The organism is uncultured Marinobacter sp. (assembly GCF_947259545.1).
GTDB lineage: Bacteria > Pseudomonadota > Gammaproteobacteria > Pseudomonadales > Oleiphilaceae > Marinobacter.
The window spans coordinates 217,309-239,589 of sequence record NZ_CAMYMK010000008.1 but is presented as its reverse complement, the minus strand read 5'-3'; the positions used below and the strand labels follow the sequence as shown (position 1 = coordinate 239,589).

The following is a 22,281-nucleotide window of genomic DNA, read 5'->3' as shown; positions in this document are numbered from 1 at the left end:
AAAAGAAGCTACTCATGCAGGTTAGTCAGTAAAGATGGGGCCGACAAGGCATAACAACAGAAAGATTCAGGGTCCGGAGCACCAGTCACTGCCCGGCCCCTGAACGCCCCCATTTCAGCATCTCAGGTTGACCGTCCGCCACCCGCGAACCAGACTGTACAAGGTTGGATCGTAACGCCTTACCAAGCGTTCCAGCTCCCCCCAAAAGAGTGTTCAGGTGAGTGGAGGACAGATGACAAAACACAGCAAACCGGTTGTAACCGTTCTGACTGCCCCGGACGAGCAGGAACCGCCCGGAATGGATGCTCTACGGGCCAGGGCCACCGTACGGTTTGCCTGTGACGAGCCTACTCTGAGGGATACCCTGCCCGGCACCGATGTAATGATGGTCACGGACTTTCGCACTGAAGCCCTCGAAGCCGCATGGCCTGCGGCGGATAAACTTCAGTGGATACACGCCACCAGCGCCGGCGTCGATGCGCTGATGTTTCCTGCGCTGATCAACGGCGCTGTCACGGTCACCAACGCCCGGGGCATTTTTGACCGAACCATAGCGGAATATGTGCTCTGCACCATTCTGATGTTCGCCAAGGACTTCCCCCGATCCATTCGCCTGCAGATGGACCACAAGTGGCAGCATCGGGACACAGAGCGTGCACAGGGCAATCAGGTGCTTGTAGTGGGCGCCGGTTCCATCGGTCGCCAGATCGCTCGCCTGGTCAGCGCCATTGGCATGAAACCCCACGGCATCGCCCGCAGGGCCCGCCATGACGACCCCGACTTTGTCGCCGTTCACAGCAACGACGACCTGTTTCAACAACTGGCGCTGGTGGATTACGTGGTAATCGCCGCCCCCCTGACGCCCCAGACCGAAGGCCTGTTCGACAGCAAGGCGTTCAAAACCATGCGCCCTCACGCCCGGCTGATCAACATCGGCCGCGGCCCCATTGTGAAGACCGATGACCTGGTCGAGGCACTGCGCGATGGCGAAATCGCTGGCGCAGGCCTGGATGTGTTCGAGGAAGAACCGCTACCGGAAGATCATCCACTGTGGGACATGGAAAACGTCATCATGACAGCCCATATGGCCGGAGACTTCATCGGCTGGAAACGCGCCCTTACCGACCAGTTCCTGGAGAACTTTGATCGCTGGCATGGTGGTGAGGAGCTGTTCAATCTGGTGGACAAGGAGCTTGGGTACGCCGGGAGCAAGTAGTCGGGTCCGGAGCGGGCGGAAAGGTCGGATTAGCCACAGGGGTAATCCGACCAAACCTAACGAACTACCGACTATTACTAGCCGCAAATTGACTTTGCAACGGCAACAAATCAAACACCCGCTCCGGGTTATTCGGGTCCACTAATTCCGTCGACGACTTATAAACCCTCGGAGTGGTGTAAAGCAGCTTCAGCGCCGTGCTATGGGGCATCGCCATATACCGCTCGCCGTGATTCTCCTCCAGCCACTTCCGCACACGCGGCGCCATGTTATGCCCCATTTTCGGAAAGAAATGGTGCTCCACATGGTGACTGAACCGGAAGTGCAACCGATCCAGAACCGGATGGCTGCGCAGGCTCATGGAGTTATCCAGCGGATTATTGGTGGCCGTCTGCGGACGCAGGAAGTGATTGGTGAGGATATACCCTTGCCCCAGGGCGTTGGCCACCATGAACGGTACCAACACCGTAAACAGCGCCAGCGGACCGGATATCACCGCGAGTACAGCCCACGCCGCCATGCAGTAAAAGGTCTGACGAATCGCCTTGCGACGATCCAAACCCTGGAACTGCTTGCGCCGTTTGGCCTGGAACCACAGCACCAATTGCGCATGGAACGTGAATGAATAGGTCAGGAAGAGATAGCTGTACCAGGTGCCTGACCCCGGCGCCAGCTTGGTGAACTTCTTCTGCTTGGGATCGGCTTTGTAGCGGCGCATGGTACCGAAACTGTCCGGATCCGAATCACCGGTATTGGTATTGCCGTGATGCACCACGTTATGCCACTTACGCCAGAACTCCGGCGGCACAATCATCGGCCCGAACCCCAACCAGCCAAAGAAATTCTGCCAACGCTTGCTCATACCCAGCGCCCCGTGCAACACCTCATGGGCCAGCAGCGCCTGACAGCCAATGGTGTGCCCCACCACCAGCCCAAGCCCCAGATTTGCATACCAAGGCAGCCCCGCCAGCAGAATCGTCGCAATCCCACCCCAGATAATCAGCTGCAACGGCAGAAACCAGATCACCCGCCAGGTCTGCGCCTGAAACGTATCCGCCGGCAGCTCCTTCTTCATCCTGTCCCGAAGCTCGCGCTCATCGGGTTTTCCAAACACGGCATTTCCCATTGAATCGGGCTTAACAGCAGCGTTCATTCGTCACCTTCATTCTGAAAACACAATCGTTCAGCACGCCTCTTTGCATTTGAGCGTACATGTGTGAGCCGAATTTACAGAAAGAAAGCCCCAATGACAATGGCATTAAGATGAATATTTTGTGATTAGTAGAACGTTTGCGCACACATGTACCGAAAAATAAGAAAAGCTGTAACCATAGCCGAAGGTGCCGGGCGGGCAAGCCTTCCTTGGGATATCTTTGGCCATGGATGGCCAAAGCGAAGCGCACATGGATGTGCTCGTAGCGGTCCCAAGGAAGGCTTGCTCGCCCGGCACTCTCTCCCAAGCCAGAGAGCAAAAAAAACGGGAGCCCAAAGGCTCCCGCTTCATAACAAACCGAAAAAAGCTGAACGTCAGCTACCAGACAACGACTGATCCGAAGGATCAATCTCCATCTGCTGAATCGCAATCACCGCCTGAGTCCGATTCCGAACCCCCAGTTTCCGGAACACCGCCGTAATATGCGCCTTAATGGTCGCCTCCGACACATCCAGATCATACGCAATCTGCTTGTTCAAAAGCCCCTCGGCCAACATACCCAGCACACGGAACTGTTGCGGCGTCAGCGACGCCAGTTTCTCGGAAAAATCCGTCATATCCGAATGCATCTGCTCGATCTTGTCCGCCACACCCTGCGGCAACCAGACGTCCCCTTCCAGGACCGCCTGAATCGCCTCGGTAATGGTAGGTAGAGGCGCCGACTTCGGAATGAACCCTGACGCCCCGTAGTCGATCGAACGGCGCATCACCTGCATCTCCTCCGAGCCCGACACAACCACCACCGGCAACCCCGGATACTGCCCGCGCATAAACACGAGCCCCGAGAAGCCATGGGCACCCGGCATATTGAGATCCAGTAACACCAGATCCGCATCCGGATGCGACTCCACCGCCGCCTGCAGCGCCTTGATGCTGTCGACCTCGACTGTTTCCGCATCAGGAACCGCCTGGCTGACCGCCTGCTTCAATGCTGCACGGAACAGCGGGTGATCATCGGCGACGATAATGGTTTGTGTCATTCAACAGATTCCTCGCAGGTTACACGACCTGATCTCAAACAGGCCTTACTTGTTCTCACGACCGCTGATCAGGTCATCCACCACGCCCGGGTCCGCCAGTGTGGAGGTATCACCCAACTGATCGTGCTCGTTCGATGCAATCTTACGCAAAATACGGCGCATAATCTTGCCAGAGCGGGTCTTGGGCAGTCCAGGCGCCCACTGAATCACATCCGGAGACGCAATGGGACCGATTTCCTTGCGTACCCACTGAACCAACTCCTTCTTCAGCTCGTCCGACGGCTCCTCACCGTGAACAAGGGTCACGTAGACATAAATGCCCTGCCCTTTGATCTCGTGAGGGTAGCCTACCACAGCCGCCTCGGCGACTTTATCGTGGGCCACCAGCGCGCTCTCGACCTCAGCAGTACCCAAACGGTGACCGGATACGTTCAGAACGTCGTCCACGCGACCGGTGATCCAATAATAGCCATCCTCGTCACGACGGGCGCCGTCACCGGTGAAATACATGCCCTTGTAGGTGCTGAAGTAGGTCTGCTTGAAGCGCTCGTGATCACCGTAGATAGTGCGCATCTGGCCCGGCCAGCTGTCCAGGATAACCAGGTTGCCCTCGGTCTTGCCTTCAAGAACATTGCCATCGTTATCCACCAGCGCCGGCTTAACACCAAAGAACGGCACGGTGGCGGAACCGGGCTTCAGATCAACGGCACCCGGTAACGGCGAAATCAGGATGCCACCGGTTTCAGTCTGCCACCAGGTATCCACAATCGGGCACTTGCTGTTGCCGATCACGCGATAGTACCACTCCCAGGCTTCCGGGTTGATCGGTTCACCCACGGAACCCAGCAGACGCAGGCTGTCACGGGTGGTGCCGTTCATGCAGGACTCGCCCTCGGCCATCAGGGCACGGATGGCGGTGGGCGCCGTGTAGAGGATGTTCACTTTGTGCTTATCCACCACCTGGCCCATCCGTGAGGTGTCCGGGTAATTGGGCACGCCTTCAAACAGGACCGTAGTGGCACCGTTGGCGAGCGGGCCGTACAGGATATAGCTGTGGCCGGTCACCCAGCCGAAGTCAGCAGTACACCAGTAGACGTCGCCATCGTGATAATCAAACACATATTCGTGGGTCATGGAGGTATAAACCATGTAACCACCGGTGGTGTGCAGGACCCCCTTCGGGGCGCCAGTGGAGCCAGAGGTGTACAGCATGAACAAAGGATCTTCCGCGTTCATGGGCTCCGCAGGGCAGTCTGTTGAAGCGCTTTTCATAAGCTCTTCATAGCTCTGGTCACGGCCATCTTTCCAGGGCACATCGCCGCCGGTGCGCTTGACCACAATCACCTTGTCGACATTAGCGTTGGCTTCATTGTTCAGTGCCGCATCGACGTTCTTTTTCAGCGGAATCTTGCGGCCGCCGCGCACACCTTCGTCGGCGGTAACCACAAAGCGTGATTTACCGTTGGCAATACGGGCGCCAAGGGCCTCGGGCGAAAAACCACCAAAGACAACAGAGTGGATAGCACCAATCCGAGCACAGGCCAGCATGGCAACGCCCGTCTCAACAATCATCGGCATGTAGATAGTGACCACATCGCCTTTCTTCACACCCTGCTCTTTCAGGACGTTGGCGAACTTGCAGGTTTCTTCATAAAGTTCGCGATAGGTAACGTTACGGGAATCGGCAGGGTCGTCACCTTCGAAAATAATCGCCGTCTGATCGCCACGCTTCTCCAGATGGCGGTCCAGACAGTTGGCGGAGGCGTTCAATTCGCCATCTTCAAACCACTTGATGGACAGGTTATCGTAGTCGTAGGTGGTGTTCTTGACCCGTGAAAACGGCTTGATCCAGTCGATGCGCTTGCCGTGCTCACTCCAGAACGCATCCGGGTCCTGAATGGACTGGCGATACATTTCCTCGTACTGATCACGGTTCAGCAGCGCGCGTTTGGCCACCTCCGGACTCACCGGATAAACGTGCTTCTCAGTCATTGTGCTCCCCCTTTAGTTTAGAGTCTGTTGTCATTATCGGTTTTGTAATGCAGAGAGTATCGGGCGCCCTGGCCCTGAAGACGGATAGCTGTAGTTCAACATGTGTGCCACTACACAATGAATTAGACTAACGTCCTAATGTGACTGAACTTTTCTACGAGATAGCCGCTAAACCCATATATTTACTACGGGTAATCACGTTATATGAGAGCCCAGATAATAAGGATAGTCCTGTCACAATGAACCGCAAGGTATCGAAATGAGGAGGCAGGGAGGCAAAAAGAGAAAGACACCCGGTTGTCGACCGGGTGCCTGGCAGAACATCAAGCAGCTTTCTTGCGCGCTTTCGCACTGCGAAGACTGTACAGCTTACGCTCCTTCAAGGCGTACTGATTCAGCCCCGAAAGATGGATCTTGCGCAAGTAGTGTGACCAGTCAATCCGGCCGGCATCCACCGGGAATAGCGACTGGTCCCGCTCCCCCATCCTGGACGCAAGAGCCTGCAAGGAGTCATTGCGGAAGATATAGTCTGGTGCGGTGTAGAAACCAAAAATCGTTGCCAGGGACCGGCTGGTGTCCAGGTTTCGCAGCATTTTAAGCTCACGGTTCTGACCCAGCATGCGCATAACCCGCGCGGTAATGCTCAACGGCACCCGCATGCCACCTACCACTGCATCGAACAGTTTGCGATTCACCGCGATGAAGGGCTTGCTCGGCTGACGGTAAAACAACTGCTCATAGGCCGCATAGTTGGCCTTGGACTCGGCCATCAGGTGATCAATGAACTCGCCCAGGGAAATGGGATTACTGCTGCCGCTGCAACACTGGTAAATCCTGCGCTGCGGCACCTCAGCCAGTGCCTCTGCAAGAGACAGAATGATGGCGTTGGCGACCATGTCCACCGGAATCACGTCGACGATACCGCTGCGCTTGCCCGGGAAGAGCGTGACTTTCTCGCGGGCATAGGCAAGGATTATGGCATCGGCCACTTTGATACCTTCAATCCAGCCCGGAGCAGGTTCTTCCAGAGCACTTTCGATGATGGACGGTCTGACAATGGTCAATGCACGCCGATCCAGCGCCTTCATCAACAATTGCTCACCCAGCCATTTGGTAAAGGTGTAGGTATCACTCCAGCCGTAGCGGTTGGCTTCCTGAATACCCAGATCAACCAGTTTCTTTTCCAGAACTTTACCGGAGTATCGGGAACGGACGTCGGCGATCTTGTCCTCAAGAAGCCTGACCAGCTCCTCTATCTCATAGTAACCGGCGGTGCTGCGGGGAATGCTTTCGCCGGCAGGTTTAATCACCGACTCCGTCACCTGACCGGAATTCTTGCCATTCACGTAGCAGGTGGACACCTGAATCACCGCCATCTTCCTGTTTCGCCGCGCCAGTTCAACCACGTTGTTCAGGCACAGGGTGTTGATGGTGAGCGCCTTATCCAGTTCTTCACGGAAATTCACACTGGCTGCGGAGTTGACGAATGCATCCGCTTCGTTTGCAAGTGCGGCAAAGCGCTCAGGCGTCAACCCGAAGCGGGGCTTCGTCACTTCGCCGGTAATACAGTGAACCCGCTCTTCAATGAATGTCTCGAAGGCGTCGTTGTCTTCCTGACGCAGCCTCTCAAACACCGAGGAGGTTGCGATTTCATGAAAGAACCGATCACGAGCGTTCGGGTGCCGTTTGTTGCCCCGGATCAATAAATGAATACCACCGATATCGGGAACTGCACGAATGAGTTTTTCCAGAACCACCTTGCCCAAAAAGCCAGTCGTGCCCGTCACAAGGACGTGCTTGCCTCGCAACTGCTCAAGAACGGTTGAAGATAACTCTGATGTTTGAAGCTGTTGAACCATGCCGGGAACTCCTTCTCAAATAATCTGTGGCCATGAACTCGATTTTCGTGGCCGTCCACACCTTCCGGTTACAACAAAATAGGAAGCACTTGAATAGCCACTGCATTTAGCGGGCCACTATCCATAAAAAACGAGATTGATAATTACACGACTGCGATGAAACTGCGGTGACATACAGCAAAGTTACGCTACAAAAAGCAACAATGATATGACAATAAATTCAGGATTCGGGTTATCCGCAATGGAAAGGAGAAAAGGGTCAGGAGCGGTCCTTGTCAGCCGCTGACAAGGAGCGTAACAGCTGGTCCAGCGAGATGTCTGAGGGTTGCTCCTTCAGCGCCCTAACCAACTGATCCTGCTCACCAAAACTTCCCCGGTCATAAAACGGAGACGGTGGCTCAGGGGGGCCGTCAATCGCCGCGCCCCTGTTAGCGGGGGAGGAAATTACCCGATCTGCCAGATGACGGAGATGATCAGAAAAATGCTGGCGCTGAGATTCGGACAGTCTCTCCCACTCTATAGACGCAAGCCCGATCTGAATAATCTCGATGGTAGTCTCATCCACGGTGCGCCCCAGCAGTGCAAATAAACCGTTGAATGCTTCATATCGTAGCAACGCATCATGCTTTTCCCGAGCCAGCAGCTCACCCAACGCCTCTACCAGTTCCAGGCTTCCTGCCTTCGCACTGGCAGGGTGTGCACTGTCTATTTCAGATTGCTTCTTTTTCTGCAGCGGCGTCCTGCGGGAAGCCTCGTACCAGTATGCGGCAATGCCCGCCTTACGCGGACTCACCTGACCAAGTCGCAGGTGAAGCATATCCGCAAGAGTGTGAAACTGCCGGCAGGAGGGGTCCGATTCGGGCATCAGCGCAACAGGCCGCTGGTTCAACACAGACTGGCGCAGGGTCTCATCCCGGCATACCGCTCCCAGGTAATGGAGCGCAAGTCCCAGATGACGTTGTGCCGCGGAATCCAGGCGCTGAAAAACGGAACGGGCCTGACTGGCACCCTGGGCCATATTGACAAGCACACTGGGCACTCTCTTATAGCCACGCCGCTGGAGCACCTTGATCAGCGAAAAGGCATCCGTCAGCGACGCCGGGTCCGGAGTCACCACAACACAGGCCAATTCGGATGCGGCGATCATATGCAGACCGACGGCCTGCAGACCCGCAGCGGTGTCGGTAATGACAAAGTCGTACCGGCTTTCCAGCCGGTGCAGGGCTTTGAGAATATCCACGCTCGCCCCGGCATCCATGTCAAGGCACTCCTGCACACCGGAAGCGCCCGGGACGATGTGCAGTTCATGGTCCACGGCCATAATGACATCGTCCAGGGAACATTCACCGGAAACCACATTGGCCAGGGTTTTACGGGGATACTGCCCCAGCATGATGCTGATATTCGCCAGATCCGTGTCGCCGTCCAGCAGCAGAACACGATGACCTGCCCTCGCGAGGGTCAGCCCGAGGTTCAATGCCACGGAGGTTTTCCCCACACCACCTTTACCGCCGGTAATTGCGACCGTTCGGGGTTGGTTCACTTTGTGCTTAACACCTCGGGTAGCTGTCATCGCGTGTTAAAGGTTTCCCTGGATTCTGTAAAAAACAGCGCTTATAACCTGTCCAAATTCTACACATATCACAAATTGGTGAATACGATGTTTAAAAAACCACCAATAGCAGTTTAATAAATCCACATTATTGTCTAAGCTCCTGATGAACAAGAATAATGAACATGTCGCTAGAATACAGCGACTCCTGGCGCTCACAGGTAGCCTATGCAAACAGCCCCAGACATACAGTTACCAAGCCTTCCGGAGGTCACGCTGAGAGCGCTGGAAGCCTGTCACCAGGACGACAGTTACCGCAAGATCAGTGATATTGTTTCCACCGACACCGCGCTGGCCAGCCGCGTGCTTGCAGTTGCCAATTCCGCACTTTACGGCCCTGCCACCCAACTACACTCAATAGACCAGGCCCTCTTGCGCTTGGGCACTCACCGCTTTCAAACCCTGTTACTGACCGCGGCCCTTCGCCAGATGCTACTCGAGCTGGGCGCGGATCAATGGCAGCAGTTGCGGGATTTCTGGCGGCTTTCACTAACCACCGCGCTGACCGCCCGGGCATTGGCCACCCTCACCCGTTACCCGGAACCTGATCAGGCATTCATGCTGGGTATGCTCCACAATGTAGGAGAGCTTCTTGCTCTGAAAACGCCTCCCGGTGAAGCCCGACAGTATTACCTTAACCACCAGTGCGATATCGCAGCAGAGCTGGTCCGGTCCTGGGGACTGGGGACCATGGCCGAAGACGCGATGCGATACCAGCAGGCCCTGCCATCAGAGATCCGGGATGCCGGGCACCTGGTCAAGCTGATCAGCCTTGCTACCAGACTGGCGCAGTCGGATACGGCAGGTATCGCCGCGGCTGTCACGGTGTTCGGTTTGAGCGAGGACCTGACCCTGGAAATCAACCGCCGTATCGATCGGGAAGTCACTGGTGTCGCGGACTCCCTCGGGATTCCGCTGAACGACGAATACAACCCTGCCGCCGCACAGCGTCAATTAAAGCGCGTCGTTCTCGAACAGACCATGGCCAGTAACGTCCTGAGAATGTCCTCCCTGGAAGGCACCGAGGAAAACGTGTTAACAGACACCGTCAACAGCCTGACCCTGCTCACCGGCCTGCAGGCGCTGTGCTTTGGTCGCACGACTGACGGTCTGACTCTACTGTCCGGAACCACTGGTGACATCCCCAGCCTCAGTATCGCCAGCACCCCTGCCACCAGCGTTCTGACTGAAGCCTTTGCGCGACAGATATCCGTTCATCTGGCAGACCGACATCCGACGGTTCTCGACCGTCAACTACTGTCGTTACTGCGCTCGCCGTCACTGCTTGCCACCCCCGTCGTGACGGAAGACGGATGTCCCGGGGTGTTTGTACTGGGCACGGACAAAACAAACGCCGCTGCGGCCGAGACGATGGCCACTCTGTTCACCACAGAACTGACAAAATCCCTGGCCCTCGCGGATAAAGAACAAGCCCGCACCGGAGACCAGCTGGATCAGGAACTGGCGCAACATTCATTGCGCCGTCAGCTGCATGAAATCAGCAACCCACTGACCATTATTCGACAATATATCCACCAGCTTCGCCAACGACTCGACGACCCCGACATTCAAAGCGAGCTCGACGTTATCCGGGAAGAACTGGATCGGGCCGGGGATCTGCTGTTGCGGATCAGTCGCCCGGAGACAGACGGGGATGCCGACCGCACCGCCAATGCGACGTTGAATCAAGAGATCCGCGTCCTGAAGGAGCTTCTGGAAGATGGACTCTTCGGCGAGGACAGCAAACAGCTCACCATCGCATTATGCGACGACGACACCGGGGTGGCTGCCTCTCCATCGGCGATCCGACAGATCCTCATCAATCTGATCCGCAATGCCGCGGAGAGTCTGGCCGAAGGTGGTCAAGTTACCATCAAAACTTCGGCCCCTGTCTGGCAGAGCGGCCGGACCTGGATTGAACTGGAAATTGCCGACAACGGTGGCGGCATTCCTGAAAGCGTCAGGAACAAGTTGTTTTCACCGGTAACAACCAGCAAGGGGAAAGGCCACAGCGGACTGGGCCTGAGCATTGTCAAACAGCTCATCGACGACATGGAGGGCAGCATCGCTTGCCATACAGGGAATGAAGGCACCGTCTTCAGGATGTTATTACCCGCGGCAAGCAACAAGAAGAACGATAACGATTGAGCACAACAGGCAAACACCGATGAAACCTGCGCACTTCGAACAGCCTTTAAGCGACCCGTTACCTGCACGGGTTCTAGTGGTTGATGATGAACCGAGGTTACTGGCGAGCCTTGGTTCCCTGCTTCGCAGCCAGGAATACAATGTCACTGAAGCCGCCGATGGTCACAACGCCTGCCGGCTGATCGACTGCCAGACATTTGACCTTGCGATGCTGGATTTGCGCATGCCGGGGCTGGACGGATTCGACGTCATGAGGCACATCACCTCCCGCCAACCGGATTGCGGCATTGTCGTTGTCAGCGGCGAGAGTTCCTTTGACTCGGTCAGCCGCGCCCTGCGCCGTGGTGCTCTGGACTATATTCGCAAACCCTTCGATCCCGACGAACTCCTCGCCACCGTTGAAAGCGTGCTGGAAAAACGGGCCCTGATACGGGCCCACGAACATATCCGCGGCCGCCTCGAAAAGTCTGAGGCGCTGCATCGTTACATCGTCAACAGCTCGCCGGACATCGTCTTTATGCTGGATGGCGACGGTCACTTCTGTTTTGTGAACAGCAAGGTCGAAAGTATGCTGGGGTATAAACCTCAGGAACTGCGTGGTCGTCATTTCCGCCACATCATTGATGACCGGGATGTAGCTCGAGGCACTTATGCCCTGAATGCCCCTAATATTTCGGCGGATAACCCCCGCACACTGGAAGCCCGACTGAAAACCCGGGGCAGCCTTCGCGCCAATCGTCACTTTGAAATCACCGCCTTCCCGATAGATCCGGAAACCTGGCCGCAGGCGGGTGCCGACAGTCAGATCAACAGCCGGGAAGCCCGGTACTATGGCACTGCCCGGGATGTGACGGAGCGTAAGGAGGCAGAAGCGTTTATCAATTTTCAGGCCTACCACGATCTGCTGACCCGCTTGCCTAACCGAGCCCTGTTCAAGGACCGACTGGAACTGGCCATCACCCACGCCCGCCGGGGAAACCAGAAGCTCGCGGTGATGTTCCTGGATCTCGATCGCTTCAAGGTAATTAACGACACCCTGGGCCATGCCATGGGAGATCGTTTGCTGCAGGCCGTCACCCACCGTCTTGAGCGTTGCTTGCGCAAGGGCGATACCCTGTCACGGTTTGGTGGAGATGAGTTCACGCTATTACTGCCATCGATCCACAGCCACGAAGATGCCCGCCTGATTGCGAAGAAGCTGATCAAGGCGCTCCGTGCCCCCTTCCAACTGGACGAACACGAGGTGTTCGTCGGCGTCAGTATCGGCATTTCCATTTTCCCGGAAGCCGGGGAAAACATGGACCACCTCATCCAGAATGCGGACATAGCCATGTACCACGTCAAAGCGCGGGGTAAAGATGGCTATCGCTTCTATTCCCAGACCATGAGTATTGACTCGGCCAACCGCCTCAGTCTTGAACGGGACCTGCGCCTAGCGCTGGAAAATGACGAGCTAAGAGTGTTCTACCAGCCCCAGGTTTGCGCGACTACCAACCAGGTGGTTGGACTGGAAGCCCTGGTACGATGGCAGCACCCGGTAAGGGGCCTGCTCTACCCCAGGGACTTTCTCCCCCTGGCCGAGGAAACCAGACTGATCACCCAGGTCAGCGAATGGGTCATGAACCAGGCCTTTCGGGATGTTGGACACTGGATTTGTTCCGGCCAGCAGCACCTTCGCCTGGCGGTAAACCTCTCTCCCATACAGGTCGAACACCCGAAGTTTGTAGAGACCCTGATGAAACAGTTGCGTGCCAGCCAGTTCCCACCACAAAACCTGGAAATAGAGATTACCGAGAACCTGATCATGAACGATCTGGAGCAGATCAGCCAGAAACTGCGGGAGCTGGCTGATTTCGGTGTTCGCATTGCCATTGACGATTTTGGCACTGGCTATTCGTCCCTCAATTACATCCACCGCCTCCCCATCCACACCCTCAAGGTGGATCAATCCTTCGTCAGAGCTATTCGCAGTGGCGAAGAAGGTGCCTGCATCGTAAACGCCATTATCGCCATGGCCCATGGCCTCAGACTGGAGATCATAGCCGAAGGCGTTGAGACGACTGAACAGCTGACTTACCTGAAGCACCTGGGCTGTCATCAGATCCAGGGCTTCATCTACGGCGCGGCCCAGCCTGCCGAGGCCATTGAAAAATGCCTGGGCCACCTTCCTGCCCGGGCCGCCATCCTCTGACCGCAACCCACCAAATAACATTGTCCGACATTCTGATTATAAATATTGACTTGGTTTGCAAAGTGTTTCATTGCGTTACTTTGTGTATCCGGAAATGCGCGTTGCTGCACATAATTCCCACACCCTCTTCCCTAGAGTGAGATCCACAAGGCGTTGTCACCGAAAGCCGACAGGCAGTCGAGCCAACAATCACAAGAACGGTGACAGCATCCCCAGGATCTGAACAGGCAGCAGTGATCATGCGCGACAAGTACAAAATTATTGGCCCCGCTTACGATTTCCTCAGCAACCTATACAGCGGCAAGAACATCCACCGGTGCAAGACCGCCATGCTGGATGTGGAAACCATACGCCCCGGATCGCGCATCCTTTTCGCCGGTGTGGGCCATGGCCGGGATGCCATCCGCGCTGCAGAACTGGGTGCCGACGTGACCGTGGTTGACCTGTCCGAAACCATGCTGCGCAAGTTCGGCGAAGCCCAGGAGAAAGAAGCCCCTCACCTGAACATCCACCGTATCCACAGCGACATTATGAAGGTCGAGGAGTTCGGGCAATACGATATGGTGGTTGCCAATTTCTTTCTCAACGTGTTTGACGAAGACATGATGGTGCGTGTTCTGGAGCACCTGATCCGGTTGGGCAAGGCGGACGCCAAGGTGGTGGTGGGTGATTTTTGCTACCCCACCGGTAATCTCGTCGCCCGGTTGTTCAAGAAAATGTACTGGTACATGGCCGTCTTCATTTTCTGGCTGTTCGCCAACAACGCTTTCCACAAGATCTACAACTACCCCGAGCACATGCAGCGCCTCGGACTTGAAGTCACAGACAAGAAACACTTCAAGCTGCTGAACATGAACTGCTACTGGTCGATCCTGGGTCAGAAACAGGCTTGAACCGGATCCCTCAGACACCTCTCTTAACAAAAAAACCGGGGGAGCATTAACATGTCGGACCAGACTCTTGCACTGGATGATATTCGCCCACTGGACGAGAGCGCCTTCAGCTTTTCGGAGCGTGTGAGCTACCTGAAGAAATACGGGAGCCATTCCCAATCTTTCTCCACCCTTCAGCCTGGCATGAAGTATTACGATATGGCCGGTGTCGGCTACATCGCCTACATGCGCAAATGGGGCGGTACGTTTGTTTTGTCGGACCCGGTCTGCGCCCCGGAACACTTCGCCCTGATTCTGGAGCAGTTCCACAATTGCTTTCCGAACGCCTGCTACGTTCAGGTCTCCAAGCCGGTAGTGGACTTTCTGCACCTGCGTTTTGGAATGTTTGGCACCCAGTTCGGTAGTGAATCCCGAATCGACCTCAAACACTGGACCCTCAGTGGCAAGAAAAAGCAGGTGCTGCGTACTGCCTTGAATCAGGCTAGAAAGAACGGGATCACCGTGAAAGAACGGTTCAGTGACGACCATACCCGGCAAATCTCGGACGCCTGGATTCGCACCCGTAAGTGCAAAAGCAAGGAGATCCGGTTCCTGATTCGTCCCATGGAAATGGATTACCGGGAGAATGAACGGCATTTCTATGCCTACCAGAATGGCAAGGCCGTGGGATTTATCTACTTTGATCCGGTTTACCACAACAATGACATCGTCAGCTATGTACCCAACATTTCCAGGGCCAACGCTGATTTCAGGCAGGGTATTTTCTATACACTGATGGCTCACGCTATGGAGGTGTTTCGCTCGGAAGGTGTGCCCTATCTGGATCTGGGACTGATTCCGCTGTCGCTGGACCCGGCAACCGAGCATCAGGAAAGCCGCTTACTCAAGCGTATATTCCACAGCCTCTACAAGCGCGGGAACTTCCTGTACAACTTCAAGGGACTGGAATTCACCAAATCCCGCTTCCGTGGTGACATATTCAAGACCTACTGCTGCCACCGTAAGACCATCCCGGCGCTGGAATTTCTGGCGATGTTCAAGCTGACCCGGCTGTTGTAACCCCTTCATCACCGGGCCAGTGGCCCCGGATCTCATCCGGGGCCAACCCTGACTCCTCCATGTAGCGCCTCAGCCCACTGGGGATTTCTCCGGAAAACAGGGCAGCGCGCACTGGATAGTCCAACACGGCAGCTGAAGGGATTGTGGTTTTGTCCTGCTGCCCCAACAGCCACTCCGTACGGCGGGCAATGGCATCGCCGGAATCCACCCAAAAACGCACCTCGGGCAAGCACGCCTGAAGCTGCTCCCGAATCAACGGGTAATGGGTACAACCAAGAACCACGGTATCGACGCCGGCCGCTCGAAATGGCTGCAACGCCTCACAAAGCAACGATTGTGGGAGCTCCTGTCCGGCAACGGAATCCTCAATCCAGCGCACAAGCTCCGGCTGACCGATTCGCTCAACCTGACAATCAGCGGCGAATTCCCGAATCAACTCTTCCAGATAAGGGCGACGAATGGTTGCTGGTGTGGCCAGAATGCCAATACGACGATTCTGACTGCAGGCGGCTGCCGGTTTGACCGCCGGCACGACACCGACCACGGGAATCGATGTCATCGACCGCAAATCCGGCAACACCACGGTACTGGCCGTGTTACAGGCCACCACAATGACATCACAGGGAAATACCTGGAGCGCTTCGGAAATCAACCGCTGGCAACGCAGGGTGACCACGGATTCAGGCTGATCGCCGTAGGGGAAACCGGCGTTATCTGCCACATACACCTGTTCAACGAAAGGCAGGCGCTGCCGGATACAGGCTGACACGCTCAGCCCACCCACACCGGAGTCAAAAACCAGAACACGCGGCACTGTTACACCACCCTTCTCAGCAACTTCATTGGTTTTCCTGCGTCTGTTTCAATTCCTCTGCCATCTCCCGAATCAGGCGACCGGCGATGGTGGTGACCGGTGGCACCGGCGGCAACTCATCCGGGTTATACCAATCTGCGTCCGCCAGCTCATCCTCCTGGAGGACCAGGTCGCCACCACGGTAATCCGCAAAAAAGCCAACCATCAGCTGGTGCGGAAAAGGCCAGGGCTGGGACGAGCGATAGCGAATATTGTTCACATCGAGCCCGGTTTCTTCCTTTACCTCACGGACAACAGCCTGCTCCAGACCTTCTCCCGGCTCCACAAAGCCGGCAATCAGGCTATAAAAATGGCGCTTGACCCGGGACGATCGGGCCAAAAGCATACGATCTTCCCTGCGAATAACCACGATGACACAGGGAGCAACCCGTGGATACCAGGGGATACCACAGGGTTCACACCACTTGGCACGCTCCAGGGGATGGAGACCGGTGACACCACCACAGCGACCACAAAAACGGTGATCCTGCCACCATTGCCAAACCTGGAATCCGGTACCCAACATCTCGGCGGGAGCGTCATCCATCATCAGAATCGCATCCCTCAGAGGGATCGTTTCCATCATTTCCGGCAAACGATCCGCATCAAGCTCAACCACGTAAAGCGGCTGTACACCCCACTGCCCAAGGCTTACCGGGGCGAGGTCCCCGGTCGCAAGCGCCGCTACCTGATGCCAACGGATCAGCCAGTGGCCATCCACTCTCACGACACTGTTTCCGGTGATCGCCAGCACCAGATCATCTGATCCGGGTGGCGTTGTTGACCAGCCTGGCAGCCATGACGTCATAAACGAATCCTGAAGCAGATAGTGTTTTTCTACGGGTTTCCGATGCATCCAGTCAGCGGGAAATGTATCACACGGAACACCACAGCAGAACGCTGGCACGTCTTTCCGCCCTGCACACAACCAAGTAAACTTAGCCCCTGTTTTGTAGACCGGAGCAACACTTTATGCGAATTTTACAGGCCCTTCGCAGCCTGATTCTGACTTTTTTCCGCAAGATTCTGTTCCTGTGGGTCAGAACGGACGTCAGTGGCAACAGTCGCGAAGCGCTCGGGCTCGATCCCGACAAACCTGTCTGCTATGTGCTGCAATACAGCTCCATGTCCAGCCGCCTGGTCCTCGAACAGGAAGTGTTGCGAGGCGACTTGCCAGGCGCTGAAGCATCACTACCGGTAAAGAACGGGCCGGTACATTCGTTTTTCTTCCTGTATCGACGCATCGGCGGCCTCTTCCAGAAGCGACAAACCCCGGTGCCCACCTCGGAATTCAAGGCGCTGGTCCGTTACGGCCTGGAAAATCCGGAAAAGGATGTCCAGATCGTACCGGTATCACTGTTCTGGGGCCGCTCTCCAGACAAGGAAAAGTCTCTGGTCAAGTTGCTATTATCCGACACCTGGTCTGTGGCTGGCCGTCTCCAGAAGCTGCTGATCATCATGCTGCACGGCCGCAGCACCTACGTTCAGTTCAACCAGCCGCTGTCCCTGAAACAGGTGATTGAGGAATACCGCCACAGTGAAGAACGAGCCAACCGTAAACTGGCCCGCATTCTGCGCACCCACTTCCGCCGTGTTCGTCAGGCCGTACTGGGTCCGGATCTGTCCCACCGCCGGACCCTGGTGGAAGGGCTGGTGCGCACCCAGGCGGTAAAAGAAGCCATCCGGGAAACCGCCCGCCAGGACGACATTCCGCCGGAGAAGGTCCGTGCAAAGGCCTACAAGTACGCTGACGAAATCGCCGCCAGCATGTCGATCGTCACCATCCGCTTCCTGGAGGTGGTGCTGTCCTGGCTGTGGAACCGTATTTACAACGGCATCGCCGTAAACAATATCCGCGTTGCCAAGGAAGTGGCCCAGGACAACGCTGTGGTGTATGTCCCCTGCCACCGCTCCCACATTGATTACCTACTGCTGTCCTACGTGCTCTACAAGAACGGCCTGATGCCGCCGCACATTGCCGCCGGCATCAACCTGAACATGCCCATTGTCGGCCCCATACTGCGCCGGGGCGGTGCCTTTTTCATGCGTCGCAGCTTCAAGGACAATCCGCTCTACGCCACGGTATTCAATGAATACATGCACGTCATGTTCACCCGGGGTTATTCGGTGGAATATTTCGTGGAAGGGGGCCGCAGCCGCACCGGCCGCATGCTCCAGCCACGGCCCGGCATGCTGGCCATGACCGTCCGCAGTTTCCTGCGTAACCATCGCAAACCCATTGTGTTTGTGCCGGTTTACGTGGGCTACGAGAAGGTTATGGAGGGGCGCTCTTACCTCGGTGAACTGCGAGGCAAGAAAAAACAGAAGGAAAGCGTGTTTGGACTGGCCAAGACCGTGCGCAAGCTGAGCAATTCCTTTGGCCGGGTGGCCGTGAATTTCGGCGAGGCGATTCCCCTTGAGGACGTACTGAATGACGTTCATCCGAGCTGGCGCGACGAGGCTTTCGACGCCGAGTATCGTCCATCCTGGCTGCCGGAAGCAGTGGACAGGCTGGCCACCCGCGTGGCGGCCAATATCAACGCCTCGGTGGCGGTGAATCCCATCGGTATGACCGCCACCGTGCTACTGGGTACCGAGCGGCTGGCCATGGACGAAAGCCAGCTTATCCGCCTGATGGATCAGTACGCCGACCTGCTGAAGGCCTTCCCTTACGCCGATACCGTCACCATGCCCGAGGGCAGTGGCAAGGACTGGGTGGCCTACTGTGAGACCATGGGGCTGGTCACCCGCCAACCGCAAAAGCTGGGTGACATCATTGCCCTGGAAGGCAGCAATGCCATTCTGATGACCTACTATCGCAACAACATCCAGCATCTGTTCGCTTTGCCCTCGCTGATTGCCAGCCTGTTTGAGAACAAGAATTCACTCCAGCGCGACAAGATCGTATTTCTGGCCAGTGTGGCCTATCCCTACTTTCAGTCGGAGCTGTTCCTGAAGTACGAGTCGGATGAGGTGGAAGGGGTCATCAATCAATGGATTGACCTGATGATTGAAAAGGGTCTGATCGCTGAAGAGAACGGTCGGGTTCACCGTCCGGAAGAAGGCACCGATGCCATGCTGCGCCTGCGGGTCCTGTCCCGGTTTATCATCCAGACCCTGGAACGCTATCACATTGCCATTGGCATTCTTCGAAAGTACGGTTCCGGCCGGATCAGCGCTGCCGAGCTTGAAGAACAAAGCACCCTGCTCGCGGAGCGTATGTCGATCCTGTTCGGTTTGAACGCCCCGGAGTTTTTCGACAAGAGCCTGTTCCGCAACTTCATTGCCAATATGCAGAAAAACGGCGTCATCACCACCGATGATAACGGTCTGCTCTGTTATACGGATGGATTGGACGAGGTGGCGGAAGACGCTCGCCTGGTGCTGAGTGTTGAGAAACGCCAAGCCATCCAGCAGGTCACCATGCTCGGTGCCTGATCCCGAATCTATCAGGCGTTACCACTCGGTAGCGCTTTGATCGGGTATATGTCGTAGCGGCTGCTCTTGCCTTCAATGCGGGTAGCCGGTTCGGGCCCATCAATGGCCGGCGCCTTACGGGGACGCTTGACCACCACCCGGTAGGCGGCAGCTTTCAGCGCGGCGGCCAGCAGCTCCCCGGTATCGTCATCGTCCCCCACCACCGTGCGAAACACCTGCATTTCCTTTTTCACCAGCGCGGACTTGTCCCGGTGTGGGAACATCGGGTCGAGATACACAATATCCGCTGCTTCTCCCTCTTCGCTTTCTTCAAGACTCTCGAGCCATGCCCTGCTACTGCCAGCCCGCAGCGTCATCCTGGCAATGATGGGGGCACAGTCGGTGTTCAACGCTGCCCTGGCCAGACCATCCGCCAAAAGAGCGTGAATGACCGGATTACGCTCAAAAAGAGTGACCCGACACCCTAACCCCGCCAGAACAAACGCATCCTGCCCCAGGCCTGCCGTGGCATCCACCACATGCAACGGAACACGGGTCTTTTGCAGACCGATAGCCTTGGCAACCAGCTGCCCGGTCCCACCGCCGTGCTCACGACGGTAACCGGCCTTTCCTGATACGAATTCCGCCCGCACCGGCCCGGGTGCGCCTTTTCCAGTCACCTGCAGGCACAGCCCCTGTTCATCAAACAGTAACAGGACGGGAAAGTCTGACACCAGCTTGGGCTTGACCGCCCCCAGAAAAGGAATGGCCAATTCCGCGGCCAGTTCACGGGCCTGTGATTCATCACCCAGAGGACTGCATGCCACGGCAAGGGAAAGTTCTGAATTGGGCGTAGCCGGTGACATCAGACCAGGATATCGATACCGACCAGCCCATTCTCTCCGTTATCGCCGCGAGCCGCGATATCGGTGAACGTGGACAAGGCACGGGACGTGGACAATGGCAACTCATCTGCTCGAAAGCGCTCCAGCCGAGCATCTTCCGCAGCCCGACGCGCTTCCACGCGACGTTCCAGTGATTCGGTATTCACCTGGCGAGGGGCAGTCTCGGGGCGGCCTTCAGCCAGATCACGCCTTACGCCCTCGGCACTCCGGTCAGGAGAAGAGGCGGGCGTCCGCGCCACATCACTTCGCTCCCGGACCGGGCTGTTATTACCAGACTGGTAAGGGAGGCTACTGTTGGAATTAACGCCGCCGATCATGCATGAAAACCGGAAAGAAAAGTGGAGTATGAGTATGGAAGATCGCCACTCAATTTAAAAGCCTGACGAACAGTTTTTAACCAACCTACCACAGCATGACAACAAGCAGCAGTCCCAGCAGCAAGCGGTAGATTACGAATGGCATCATACCCAGACGCTCAAGGAACTTCAGGAACAGGTGGATACAGATAACCGCACTCACAAACGACAACAGGGTACCCAGAAAAATAGCCGCCCAGTCGGTCGCACCGCCCTGCTCGACCAGCTCCAGCGTCTTCAACAACCCGGCAGCCAGGATCAGGGGGATGGATAACAGGAATGAGAACCTGGCGGCAGCTTCCCTTTTTAATCCCAGGAACAACGCAGCAGTGATGGTAATACCCGAGCGGGAGGTTCCCGGAATCAGGGCCAGGGCCTGCGCCAGGCCGATCACCATAGCGTCTTTTATAGTGAGCGCCGGCAACTCCCTCGTCCGACGCCCAACGGCATCAGACCACCAAAGCACCAGCCCGAAACCAACGGTGGAGGCAGCAATGACCAGGCCGGACCTCAATTCAGTCTCAATAAAGTCATTGAGCAACAGGCCCGCCAGACCGGCGGGTATGGTGCCCACGATCACCGCCCAGGCCAGGCCGCTATCCTCGCCTATCCGTCCTCGAGCGGTATCCGCTGCCCAGGCCAAGCTGAGCCGGTATACCTCACGGCGAAAATACCACATCACCGCCGCCAGTGTGCCCAAATGGACAGCAACGTCAAAGGCCAGCCCCTGATCAGGCCAGCCAAGTACCTGCGAAGGCAAAATAAGGTGAGCGGAACTGCTGATCGGGAGAAATTCCGTCAGTCCCTGAATAACAGCAAGGGCAATGATATGCCACAAATCCATCGGCAAAGGTTCCGGAAACGGGAGAGGGTTGATCAGCGACCAGGCAGTTTCTTCCAGGTCACTTCGTCACGAACATACACCGGCTGAGCTTCGGCAGCCGACACACCGCGGCCAGCGATCAGTTCATGGCTGGCAAGACGCACCACATAGCTGGCTCGCGGCACCAGGGTGTCATCAGTTTTCGAGACAGCAGACACCAGGGATTGCGGCATCTGTTCCCGCAATTGCCAGCCCTGCCCGGCACCATACCAGCAACCATCCAAAGGCGGCAGGCTGACGGACTCCGGGGAACAGACACGCTCCGACATCATCGGCACAGGCAAGCCCCCTCGGGCTTGAAAACAGCCCCAGTACACCTCCCCCATACGCGCATCGAAAGCGACAGCAAGTCCGTCCCCTTCTGCAACATCGAAGCGTTCAATCGCATTCAGGGCGACCGTGGCCAGGGAAGAAACAGGAATAACCGGTATTTCCAGCCCCCACGCGAGCCCCTGAATTACGCCTGTGGCGATACGAAGGCCGGTGAAGGATCCCGGGCCACAGGCAAACGCCAGCGCATCCAGGTCCGCTGGCGCCAGGTTCTGCTCGGCCAGCAACTCGCGAATCATCGGCATCAGCAGGCGGGTATGACCACGGGGGGCCAGATCAAAGCGCTCGGTGACGCTGCCGTTAACCAGCAACGCAGCCGAGCAGCCTTCCGATGAGGTATCCAGTGCCAGTAACTTCACAGATGCTGCGGTTGC

The 22,281-nt window shown here is 56.6% G+C and carries 17 protein-coding genes; 6 read left to right on the top strand and 11 right to left on the bottom strand.

Annotated features, from left to right (window positions below):
• Positions 1-232: 232 nt before the first annotated feature.
• The gene (locus tag Q0Y21_RS12760; RefSeq protein WP_297796048.1) at positions 233-1,216 is read left to right on the top strand and encodes a D-2-hydroxyacid dehydrogenase; all 984 of its coding nucleotides are present in this window, start codon (positions 233-235) and stop codon (positions 1,214-1,216) included.
• Between the two features lie 64 nt (positions 1,217-1,280).
• On the opposite strand, the gene Q0Y21_RS12755 is transcribed toward Q0Y21_RS12760, so the two are convergent.
• The 5 genes from Q0Y21_RS12755 to Q0Y21_RS12735 all read right to left on the bottom strand — a co-directional run bounded on the left by Q0Y21_RS12755 (position 1,281) and on the right by Q0Y21_RS12735 (position 8,833).
• Complete coding sequence (locus Q0Y21_RS12755; protein WP_297796045.1) at positions 1,281-2,369, bottom strand: acyl-CoA desaturase; 1,089 nt, start codon at positions 2,367-2,369, stop codon at positions 1,281-1,283.
• A gap of 374 nt (positions 2,370-2,743) precedes the next feature.
• On the bottom strand, positions 2,744-3,409 hold the full coding sequence (locus Q0Y21_RS12750; protein ID WP_297796042.1) for a response regulator transcription factor: 666 nt from the start codon (positions 3,407-3,409) through the stop codon (positions 2,744-2,746).
• Positions 3,410-3,454: 45 nt separating this feature from the next.
• Entirely contained in the window at positions 3,455-5,401 is a 1,947-nt protein-coding gene (acs, locus tag Q0Y21_RS12745) for an acetate--CoA ligase (RefSeq protein ID WP_297796040.1), read from the bottom strand.
• A gap of 323 nt (positions 5,402-5,724) precedes the next feature.
• Positions 5,725-7,260 carry a fatty acyl-CoA reductase gene (locus tag Q0Y21_RS12740; protein WP_297796037.1) on the bottom strand — a complete coding sequence of 512 codons (1,536 nt, stop codon included), beginning with the start codon at positions 7,258-7,260 and terminating at the stop codon, positions 5,725-5,727.
• Positions 7,261-7,519: 259 nt separating this feature from the next.
• Complete coding sequence (locus Q0Y21_RS12735; protein ID WP_297796034.1) at positions 7,520-8,833, bottom strand: AAA family ATPase; 1,314 nt, start codon at positions 8,831-8,833, stop codon at positions 7,520-7,522.
• A gap of 207 nt (positions 8,834-9,040) precedes the next feature.
• Here Q0Y21_RS12735 and Q0Y21_RS12730 point away from each other — a divergent pair, with 207 nt between their 5' ends.
• From Q0Y21_RS12730 to Q0Y21_RS12715, 4 genes are all read left to right on the top strand, one after another.
• Entirely contained in the window at positions 9,041-11,020 is a 1,980-nt protein-coding gene (locus tag Q0Y21_RS12730) for an HDOD domain-containing protein (RefSeq protein ID WP_297796031.1), read from the top strand.
• 19 nt (positions 11,021-11,039) lie between these two features.
• Entirely contained in the window at positions 11,040-13,211 is a 2,172-nt protein-coding gene (locus Q0Y21_RS12725) for an EAL domain-containing protein (RefSeq protein WP_297796028.1), read from the top strand.
• A 239-nt stretch (positions 13,212-13,450) separates the two neighbouring features.
• Positions 13,451-14,104 carry a class I SAM-dependent methyltransferase gene (locus tag Q0Y21_RS12720; RefSeq protein ID WP_297796025.1) on the top strand — a complete coding sequence of 218 codons (654 nt, stop codon included), beginning with the start codon at positions 13,451-13,453 and terminating at the stop codon, positions 14,102-14,104.
• Between the two features lie 51 nt (positions 14,105-14,155).
• Complete coding sequence (locus tag Q0Y21_RS12715) at positions 14,156-15,163, top strand: DUF2156 domain-containing protein (protein ID WP_297796022.1); 1,008 nt, start codon at positions 14,156-14,158, stop codon at positions 15,161-15,163.
• Here Q0Y21_RS12715 and murI read toward each other — a convergent pair.
• Together murI and nudC are read right to left on the bottom strand one after the other, a co-directional pair.
• Positions 15,141-15,977 (bottom strand): glutamate racemase, encoded by an 837-nt coding sequence (gene murI, locus Q0Y21_RS12710; protein ID WP_297796019.1) that lies wholly within the window; start codon positions 15,975-15,977, stop codon positions 15,141-15,143. The two genes, Q0Y21_RS12715 and murI, sit on opposite strands and share 23 nt — an antisense overlap.
• Positions 15,978-16,002: 25 nt before the next feature.
• Complete coding sequence (nudC, locus tag Q0Y21_RS12705; protein ID WP_297796016.1) at positions 16,003-16,824, bottom strand: NAD(+) diphosphatase; 822 nt, start codon at positions 16,822-16,824, stop codon at positions 16,003-16,005.
• Positions 16,825-16,988: 164 nt separating this feature from the next.
• On the opposite strand from nudC, the gene plsB reads away from it, so the two are divergent.
• A complete protein-coding gene (gene plsB / locus Q0Y21_RS12700) occupies positions 16,989-19,454 on the top strand; it encodes a glycerol-3-phosphate 1-O-acyltransferase PlsB (RefSeq protein ID WP_297796013.1) in 2,466 nt (821 codons plus the stop codon).
• 11 nt (positions 19,455-19,465) lie between these two features.
• Here plsB and Q0Y21_RS12695 read toward each other — a convergent pair whose 3' ends face one another.
• The 4 genes from Q0Y21_RS12695 to tsaB form a co-directional block, all read right to left on the bottom strand.
• Positions 19,466-20,299: a class I SAM-dependent methyltransferase gene (locus tag Q0Y21_RS12695; protein ID WP_297796011.1), complete on the bottom strand. Its 834-nt coding sequence runs from the start codon at positions 20,297-20,299 to the stop codon at positions 19,466-19,468.
• The gene (locus Q0Y21_RS12690) at positions 20,299-20,577 is read right to left on the bottom strand and encodes a UDP pyrophosphate phosphatase (protein ID WP_297796008.1); all 279 of its coding nucleotides are present in this window, start codon (positions 20,575-20,577) and stop codon (positions 20,299-20,301) included. Before Q0Y21_RS12690 ends, Q0Y21_RS12695 begins: the two co-directional genes overlap by 1 nt.
• A gap of 163 nt (positions 20,578-20,740) precedes the next feature.
• Positions 20,741-21,538, bottom strand: coding sequence for an undecaprenyl-diphosphate phosphatase (locus Q0Y21_RS12685; RefSeq protein ID WP_297796005.1), 798 nt, complete (start codon positions 21,536-21,538; stop codon positions 20,741-20,743).
• Positions 21,539-21,570: 32 nt separating this feature from the next.
• Positions 21,571-22,266: a tRNA (adenosine(37)-N6)-threonylcarbamoyltransferase complex dimerization subunit type 1 TsaB gene (gene tsaB / locus Q0Y21_RS12680; protein WP_297796003.1), complete on the bottom strand. Its 696-nt coding sequence runs from the start codon at positions 22,264-22,266 to the stop codon at positions 21,571-21,573.
• Positions 22,267-22,281: the final 15 nt, after the last annotated feature.

Coding starts and splice junctions, on each gene's coding strand:
- plsB (WP_297796013.1), top strand. CDS start 16,989: ATGCGAATTTTACAGGCCCTTCGCAGCCTGATTCTGACTTTTTTCCGC.
- nudC (WP_297796016.1), bottom strand. CDS start 16,824: ATGACGTCATGGCTGCCAGGCTGGTCAACAACGCCACCCGGATCAGAT.
- Q0Y21_RS12755 (WP_297796045.1), bottom strand. CDS start 2,369: ATGAACGCTGCTGTTAAGCCCGATTCAATGGGAAATGCCGTGTTTGGA.
- Q0Y21_RS12720 (WP_297796025.1), top strand. CDS start 13,451: ATGCGCGACAAGTACAAAATTATTGGCCCCGCTTACGATTTCCTCAGC.
- Q0Y21_RS12725 (WP_297796028.1), top strand. CDS start 11,040: ATGAAACCTGCGCACTTCGAACAGCCTTTAAGCGACCCGTTACCTGCA.
- Q0Y21_RS12730 (WP_297796031.1), top strand. CDS start 9,041: ATGCAAACAGCCCCAGACATACAGTTACCAAGCCTTCCGGAGGTCACG.
- Q0Y21_RS12715 (WP_297796022.1), top strand. CDS start 14,156: ATGTCGGACCAGACTCTTGCACTGGATGATATTCGCCCACTGGACGAG.
- Q0Y21_RS12695 (WP_297796011.1), bottom strand. CDS start 20,299: ATGTCACCGGCTACGCCCAATTCAGAACTTTCCCTTGCCGTGGCATGC.
- Q0Y21_RS12685 (WP_297796005.1), bottom strand. CDS start 21,538: ATGGATTTGTGGCATATCATTGCCCTTGCTGTTATTCAGGGACTGACG.
- Q0Y21_RS12760 (WP_297796048.1), top strand. CDS start 233: ATGACAAAACACAGCAAACCGGTTGTAACCGTTCTGACTGCCCCGGAC.
- Q0Y21_RS12735 (WP_297796034.1), bottom strand. CDS start 8,833: ATGACAGCTACCCGAGGTGTTAAGCACAAAGTGAACCAACCCCGAACG.
- Q0Y21_RS12750 (WP_297796042.1), bottom strand. CDS start 3,409: ATGACACAAACCATTATCGTCGCCGATGATCACCCGCTGTTCCGTGCA.
- acs (WP_297796040.1), bottom strand. CDS start 5,401: ATGACTGAGAAGCACGTTTATCCGGTGAGTCCGGAGGTGGCCAAACGC.
- Q0Y21_RS12740 (WP_297796037.1), bottom strand. CDS start 7,260: ATGGTTCAACAGCTTCAAACATCAGAGTTATCTTCAACCGTTCTTGAG.